Origin of the sequence: Thalassolituus sp. (genome assembly GCF_034111725.1) — a bacterium.
Taxonomy (GTDB): domain Bacteria; phylum Pseudomonadota; class Gammaproteobacteria; order Pseudomonadales; family Oceanobacteraceae; genus Thalassolituus.
On the sequence record NZ_JAWUWR010000087.1, the window covers coordinates 47,136 to 55,113 of the forward strand.

Here is a 7,978-nt window from a genome sequence, read left to right on the forward strand (position 1 = left end):
GCCGACACCCTTCGCGACTACCAACAAAAAGCGTTCGTTGAGTCGCTCCTACATGCGTAAGCGAGTAGCGAGAAGCGCCAATGGTTTCGAACTAAAAACGGGGCCGAAGCCCCGTTTATTTTTGCAGTATCTATCTATTTAAGCGGTACCTAGCTTCTTACGCTGTATCTTTTTCTTTACGCTGCAAATCGTACTTGCGCATTTTCTCGACCAAGGTCGTGCGGCGAATATTCAATTTCTCGGCAGCGCGAGCGACAACACCATTGGAGTCATCTAACGCTTGCTGGATTAACGAACACTCCAGATCTTGCAGGTATTCACGTAAATCTAAGCCATTCACCGGCAGCAATGCAGGGCTATCAACACCCGCTAAGCCTTCACTTTGAGTCACATCAGCGACCACAGGTAACGCAAGGCTTTCATCACCGTCATCTACATGACGGAATTTCTTCGGTAATTCATTAACGCCTACAACACCATACGGATGCAGAATAGCCAAACGCTCTACCAAGTTGGCAAGTTCGCGTACGTTGCCATGCCAATCGTGGCGGCATAACGACATAATGGCAGCCGAGTTAAAACGAATTGAACCGCGCTTTTCGTTTTCAAGACGAGAGATCAACTCATTCAATAGCAAAGGTAAATCTTCAACACGCTCGCGCAAAGATGGCATGTCGATAGGGAATACGTTTAGGCGGTAATACAAATCTTCGCGGAAGCTACCATCCTCGATCATGGTTTCGAGGTTTTTATGCGTTGCAGCTATGATACGTACGTTAGCATTAATGGTTTTGTTACTACCGACGCGCTCAAATGTATGTTCTTGCAGAACTCGCAGGATCTTAACCTGCATATTAAGGGGCATATCGCCGATTTCGTCTAAAAAAAGCGTTCCGCCTTCCGCCATTTCAAAACGGCCAGGACGGCTATTAATAGCACCGGTAAAAGCCCCCTTCTCATGCCCGAACAGTTCACTTTCTAATAATTATGCCGGAATAGCACCGCAGTTAACGGGTACAAACGGCTTATTGCGGCGATGCGAATGGTAATGCAGATTGCGCGCAACCACTTCTTTACCCGTACCCGACTCACCTTGAATCATCACACTGACGTCTTTATCAGCAACCTGCATAATCAGCTCGCGCACATGCTGAACCTGACGGCTGGTACCGACCAAACTGCGGAATAACTGAACCTCGCGGCGTTCGCCACGACTGCGATTGTGGGTGTATTGCTCGCGGTAGACCTGACAGCGGTGCAAACTATCGAGCAGCTTGTTATAGCTCGGCGGCATTTCGATGGCTGCTAACAGAGCACGACGCAGATTTTCTGGCATAGACTCAGGCGAATCTGATCCCATAAACAAGATCGGCATGCCTTTATCCCAAGACAGAATCGCTTCCACCACATCAGCCATAGGGGTTGTGGCACTGTCACCTAAAATGACAGCACTGATGTCCGTACTATCCTCGACATGGCCTTCAACTTCACGGCGCCAGTCATTCGTTTGCGCCACAATGGCTTCTTCGCCAAGAAAATCTAAGATTACTTTTAGATCATGGCGACGTTGCGCATTGTCATCTATCAACAGTACTTTTATTTCTCTCCACATGGCGCTCAGCCTTTCCTTCCTATGATGACAGGTATGGATTTCATACTCTGAAACGTCATTTGATTGACTTAGTATTCTTCAGTTAAGTAGTAAAATCGCAGTAAGTCAAACTTCTGACGTTAAATAATTGTTATTACTGCTATAAACTTCACAGGCGCCATTTATATCTGAATGTGTCGTCAAATGACAAGAAAAAATCCCTGATAAATCAGGGATTTGTATGAAAGGGATAATAATTACAGTACAGGTATTAGGCTGAAATAGTGCTGCCGAGGCGCCCAGAATCGGAACTATCTACCGGAGTTTGACGACCATGAGCACCGCGCAAATACTCCTCACGAATCCCATCCCAGCCGGTTTTAACCTCTAACATAAGCCCCATCACCTCATCGATCATATCAACGTTATTATGACGGGTAGCCTCCAGTAGGCGGCGAATCATGTAGTCGTAGAGGCGATCAAGATTACTGGCAATGTCACCGCCGCCTTGATGATCCAAACTCGACTGTAGAGTTTGAATAATTTCTCCAACCCGACCAAGTAACTTGGCCTTTTCTTCCATATCCTTGCGCTCAATAGCACCTTTCGATTGCGCCATGCGGGTAAGAGCTGCTTCCATCAGCAATTGAATTAACCGGTGCGGATCCGCATCCAACACTTCCGATGTCACATTCACTTGCTGGTATTGCTTGGCACCTGACTTATACATCATGGCGTCTCCTGAATCGTATGGGCCTGATTATGTTTGCGGCCACCGAATCAATTTCTTTAACTTTTTTTTGTCAGGAAGTTTCAACATCCCAACCGCTCTCGACATATTCTCGAGACCCACAAGACTACACCAAAGCGGCAACACCTTGCCCGGCAAGGCGGTGCTGCATTGCCTGTCTTTTTATTATTAGGTTAAAAAAACCATATAAATCAACAGATTAAAAAGTGGCACAAATTCTGCTGATAGGCCATACACACTCGAAATTGAGGTGCCGATTATGGCCAACCCACAACGAACTACACGCGCAGCGGTCAGCCCTCCGGGAGACCACCGGATACTGATGGACACTGCAAGCCGCTGTTATAGCGACGCCGTGCGTCGTGGCAACGAAACCATGATGGCAAGAGCTAATGATTTAGCGATAAAAGCTTATCAACTAGCACCCAATTACCTTCCGGGTATCAACTTGCTGGCACGTATTGAATTGCAACGCCAGCACCTTGACCGCGCAGAGCACTGGGCGCATTTAGGATTAAGCCTAAAACCTAAAAGTACCAGCTTACTTTACAGTGCTGGTCATATTGCCTTGGCTCGCGGAGAACTCGACCAAGCAGAAGAATTTTTTAGTCGTGCTTGCCGAATTTCTCGTGTAAATACTAAATCGGCGACCTTCTTAGCCCACGTTAAATTGCTTCAAGGAGATTATCTTGAAGCATTTCAACAATATCGAGAATTGGCCAAAACTCAGGCTAACGACCCACAAATTCGCAATAAATTATTTGAAGCAGCCAACAACATCGTTGCCGATTTCTATTCAGCGGAACTAGAGCAAGATCTGCTACGCTATCTCGAATTCCCTGACGTCGACTACAGCAATTTGCGCCCGCTAGCGACGTCGTTAATTAAGCACAAATTACGTTTATCCGAAGCTGGATGTCCTTTAGAACTCGACGAAATTGCCCGCGATCCACTGTTATTAACTTGCTTAACCAAGTTTTATTTCAGCGATCCTCTCATTGAGAGACTGCTAATGACTTTGCGTCAAACATTACTGATTAGTTGTAGCCGTCAATTGGCTATTCGTAATGAATATCTGCCACTAGTATGTGCATTAGCGTATCAATGTTTTTTAAATGAGTCGGTCTGGTACATCAACCACACAGAAGAGAACTTAACTAAACAGCTATGCATCGTTAGCGAAAAAATGCTCGCCATAAATACCTTAGGTATTGATGACTGCTATCCAATTATACTGCTAATTTTAATGTATAAACCCGCCGCCAACACCAGCACATTTGAACATTTAGCCGAGCGTGAATGGCAATGGCCAGCCTTAATGCAACCGCTAATAAAAGCCAGCGTGAGCGATACGTTTGCCATGCACCAACAAGGGTTAACCATTCCTAATTTAGGTGTTAGCAGCAACACGGTATCGACCCGAGTACAAGCCCAGTATGATGAGCATCCGTACCCTCGTTGGACAGCGTTGGGCTACAACCAACCAGCGAATTACTATGCATCATTAAAAGCACTATTTCCGTATAAATTAAATGACCTACCCAGCATCCATAAAACACTCAATGTGCTGGTTGCGGGCTGTGGTACGGGGCGTCATGCATTACGTCTTTCGCGCTATTTCGAAAAACTCAATGTAACCGCGATGGATTTAAGCCGCACAGCGTTATCATATGGCCGATATCAAGCACATCTGCGTAACTTAAAAGACATTGATTTTATTCAAGGTGATATTTTAGTCAGCGAACGCTTAGGACAATCATTCGATATTATTGAATGCTCTGGCGTCCTACATCACATGGAAAATCCCGAAGCAGGACTTTACGCTTTAGCACGCCAGCTGAAGGCCGGCGGCTTGATGAAAATAGCACTATACAGTCGTACAGCCCGATTAAATATTGCAGCACTGCGTCATCAATTGAAAGACCAATTACCGCGCGGCAATGAAGAAATCCGACTGGTACGTGAAGCCCTGCTGCAAGGTAATGTTGAAGGTGATTGGAATAATATTCTGCAATCCGATGATTTCTATAGTCTTAGCGCATGCCGTGACTTGCTATTCCACGAACAAGAACACGTATTCAATTTAACTGAAATAGATGATCTGGTAAGAAACGCAGGGCTCGAATGGGTCGGCATTGTGCCACCCAGCAACGCCCGCGCTTTATCTCAGCAACATCTGGGTAAAACACCAGACACGATGACAATTGAAGACTGGGACGAATTAGAACAGAAAGAACCGGCTATTTTTGCCGGTATGTATCAGTTCTACGTCAGAAAACCTCAAAACTGCCATTGAATCGGTGTCTGACCGCGGGCGGTCAGATACTGATTAATTTGCGAGAAAGGTTTACTACCATAAAATCCACGATACACAGACAAAGGCGATGGATGTGCCGATTGCAGTACTAAGTGTTTGGTCTGATCAATCGCCTTGCCCTTCTTCTGCGCGTAACTGCCCCAGAGTAAAAATACTAAACCCTCACGCTCGGCATTCAGTGCGGCGATAGCAGTGTCGGTAAAGGTCTCCCAGCCTTTCTTTTGATGTGACCCCGCGCTAGCCTGTTCCACCGTCAACATGGCGTTCAGCAACAATACACCTTGATTTGCCCACGACGTTAAATCCCCTCCCCCAGACATAGTAACACCGAGATCGCTCTCAATTTCTTTGAAAATGTTCAGCAAAGATGGTGGCGGTTTAATACCCTCAGGAACAGAAAAGCTCAAACCATGAGCCTGACCGTCACCGTGATAAGGATCTTGACCAATAATCACCACCCGTACCTGCTCAAATGGCGTGTGATTAAAGGCATTAAAAATCAGTGGCCCAGATGGGAAAATCACCTTACCAGCGGATTTTTCAGCCGCCAAAAACGCCGCTAGTTTTTGCATGTAAGGTTTATCGAACTCCGCGCCTAAAACACGCTGCCAAGATGGATCGAGAGGGCTTTGTTGGAAATTAGGCATGAAGTGCATCCTAAGAAAAATGAAAGGGATAATAACATTACTGACGGTCTGAAAATCACACTCCATCGCGACTACGAACAAAAAGCGTTCGTTGAATCGCTCCTACAGGTATTCATCTCTATTTGAACAATAGAAGGTACTCAGGAAATTGTAGGAGGTACTCTGGAAATTGTAGGAGGTACTCAGGGAGCGAAGCGAGCAGTGCCGAATGCGGTCTGAAAATCACACTCCATCGCGACTACGAACAAAAAACGTTCGCTGAATCGCTCCTACAACACCGTCGATACATTCTGTTTAAAGCATGTCGTCTCGTGCCTCTAAGCTTGCCGCAATAAATAACCACGATTAGGCCAGAGACACCAAAACAGCGGCCTAAGCCGCTATCAAACTACTCCGCCAATGGCTTCATATGCGGGAACAAGATCACGTCTTTAATGGTATGGCTATTGGTAAACAACATAACCAAACGGTCGATACCGATACCTTGGCCAGCCGTCGGTGGCAAGCCGTATTCCAACGCACGAACGTAGTCATCGTCGTAATGCATGGCTTCGTCATCACCGGCGTCTTTCTCTTCCACTTGCTTACGGAAACGCGCGGCTTGGTCTTCAGCATCGTTTAATTCTGAGAAGCCGTTAGCCAATTCACGGCCACCAATAAAGAATTCGAAACGGTCAGTCACAAATGGGTTGGCATCGTTGCGACGTGCCAGCGGTGATACTTCCCATGGGTATTCGGTAATAAAGGTTGGCTGGTCGAGTTTTTCTTCAGCCGTTGCTTCGAAAATCTCGCAAATGTATTTACCAGGGCCCCAAGCAGATTGCTTGGCAGATACCGGTACACCAACGCTTTTTGCGTATTCTTTTAACGTGTCCATATTATTGGCTGCATCGTTAAGCACCGCTGGATCCATATTTGGATTGTACTTAATAATGGCATCAACCATGGTGATGCGAGTAAATGGCTTACCAAAATCGTATTCCGCTTCGCCATACGGCAAAATCGTCGTGCCCAAAACGGTTTGCGCTAAGAAACGCAGCATGTCTTCAGTCAAATCCATTAGATCGTTATAATCGGCATAAGCCTGATAAAACTCGATCATAGTGAATTCAGGATTGTGACGTGTGCTCAAACCTTCGTTACGGAAGTTACGGTTAATTTCGAATACTTTATCAAAGCCACCAACAACCAAACGCTTTAAATACAGCTCCGGTGCGATACGCAAGAACATATCAATATCCAACGCATTGTGATGCGTTTCAAATGGCTTCGCCGAAGCACCACCCGGAATGGTTTGCAGCATTGGGGTTTCGACTTCTAAGAAACCTTTTTGCGACAAATAAAAGCGCATACTTTCGATCAATTTAGAGCGAATTAAGAAGGTACGACGCGTTTCTTCGTTAATAATTAAATCAACATAACGCTGACGGTATTTCATTTCTTGGTCGGCAAGACCATGGAATTTATCCGGCAACGGGCGCAGTGATTTAGTCAGGATACGGAAGTTTTCAAGCTCGGTCACTTCGCAATAAAGTTCACCTTTACCCGATAATTGCAACGTACCTTTAGCGCCAACAATGTCGCCCATATCCAGCAGCTGCCATGCTTCGCTTTCTTTTTGCAGAGCCTTACCCACGTATATTTGCAGGCTACCTGTACTGTCGTTAATACCCACGAATGGGCCTCCACGACGCATGACACGGCCAGCAACAGCAACTTCAATACCAAGACCTTGTAGGGTTTCTTTATCTTTTTCGCCATGCCCGGCTTTCAACGCAGCCGCTAAATCTTTACGACGAAAATCATTTGGATGACCATTCGCAGCGTTGTCTACACGCAACTTTTCTAATTTAGCGCGACGCTCGGCAATGAGTTTGTTTTCATCCTGAACGGTTTGAATCTGATCGGTCATGTTACACCCTTCTCTGTCGGGTAAATCTTGAAATTTGGTTTTAACGCAGTTTTCGCAGGTGAGAGGATCAAATACCCTTCTTCAAACTCGCTTCAATAAACTGGTCTAAATCGCCGTCTAATACCGCTGTTGTATTGCGTGTTTCAACGCCGGTACGTAAATCTTTAATACGTGCATCGTCCAATACATAAGAACGAATTTGACTGCCCCAGCCAATATCCGACTTACTATCTTCAAGCGCTTGGGCTTCAACATTGCGTTTTTGCATCTCATGCTCATACAGCTTGGCTTTCAACTGCTTCATCGCTTGATCTTTGTTCTTGTGCTGCGAGCGATCATTCTGACACTGAGTCACAATATTGGTCGGAAGGTGAGTAATACGTACCGCAGATTCCGTACGGTTAACGTGCTGACCACCAGCTCCCGATGCACGATATACGTCGATGCGTAAGTCCGCCGGATTGATTTCGATATCAATATCGTCATCTACTTCGGGAGACACAAACACCGAAGAAAACGATGTATGACGACGGTTACCTGAGTCAAACGGGCTCTTACGCACCAAACGGTGTACGCCAGTCTCGGTGCGCAACCAGCCATAAGCATACTCGCCTTCAACACGAATGGTTGCGCCTTTAATGCCAGCGACTTCACCTTCGGAAACTTCCATCAACTCACCCTTAAAACCGTGAGCTTCAATCCAGCGAAGGTACATACGCAACATCATGTTGGCCCAATCTTGAGCCTCAGTGCCGCCAGA

5 protein-coding genes and 1 pseudogene are annotated in these 7,978 nt (G+C 46.1%); 1 reads left to right on the top strand and 5 read right to left on the bottom strand.

Features of this window, described 5'->3' with window-relative positions:
- Nucleotides 1–157: 157 nt before the first annotated feature.
- Together UXZ23_RS15385 and fliS are read right to left on the bottom strand one after the other, a co-directional pair.
- Nucleotides 158–1,612 (bottom strand): annotated as a pseudogene (locus tag UXZ23_RS15385) (sigma-54 dependent transcriptional regulator).
- A gap of 250 nt (nucleotides 1,613–1,862) precedes the next feature.
- On the bottom strand, nucleotides 1,863–2,324 hold the full coding sequence (gene fliS, locus UXZ23_RS15390) for a flagellar export chaperone FliS (RefSeq protein ID WP_320821421.1): 462 nt from the start codon (nucleotides 2,322–2,324) through the stop codon (nucleotides 1,863–1,865).
- A gap of 277 nt (nucleotides 2,325–2,601) precedes the next feature.
- On the opposite strand from fliS, the gene UXZ23_RS15395 reads away from it, so the two are divergent.
- Complete coding sequence (locus tag UXZ23_RS15395) at nucleotides 2,602–4,638, top strand: methyltransferase domain-containing protein (RefSeq protein ID WP_320821422.1); 2,037 nt, start codon at nucleotides 2,602–2,604, stop codon at nucleotides 4,636–4,638.
- Here UXZ23_RS15395 and ung read toward each other — a convergent pair.
- The 3 genes from ung to prfB form a co-directional block, all read right to left on the bottom strand.
- On the bottom strand, nucleotides 4,623–5,306 hold the full coding sequence (gene ung / locus UXZ23_RS15400; RefSeq protein WP_320821423.1) for a uracil-DNA glycosylase: 684 nt from the start codon (nucleotides 5,304–5,306) through the stop codon (nucleotides 4,623–4,625). The genes UXZ23_RS15395 and ung overlap by 16 nt on opposite strands.
- Nucleotides 5,307–5,694: 388 nt before the next feature.
- A complete protein-coding gene (lysS, locus tag UXZ23_RS15405) occupies nucleotides 5,695–7,218 on the bottom strand; it encodes a lysine--tRNA ligase (protein WP_320821424.1) in 1,524 nt (507 codons plus the stop codon).
- A gap of 67 nt (nucleotides 7,219–7,285) precedes the next feature.
- On the bottom strand, nucleotides 7,286–7,978 hold a 693-nt coding region (prfB, locus tag UXZ23_RS15410), incomplete at its 5' end, for a peptide chain release factor 2 (RefSeq protein WP_320821425.1).

What these genes read in the sequence shown, in the direction of transcription:
- fliS (WP_320821421.1), bottom strand. Translation starts at nt 2,324, where the DNA reads ATGATGTATAAGTCAGGTGCCAAGCAATACCAGCAAGTGAATGTGACA.
- UXZ23_RS15395 (WP_320821422.1), top strand. Translation starts at nt 2,602, where the DNA reads ATGGCCAACCCACAACGAACTACACGCGCAGCGGTCAGCCCTCCGGGA.
- ung (WP_320821423.1), bottom strand. Translation starts at nt 5,306, where the DNA reads ATGCCTAATTTCCAACAAAGCCCTCTCGATCCATCTTGGCAGCGTGTT.
- lysS (WP_320821424.1), bottom strand. Translation starts at nt 7,218, where the DNA reads ATGACCGATCAGATTCAAACCGTTCAGGATGAAAACAAACTCATTGCC.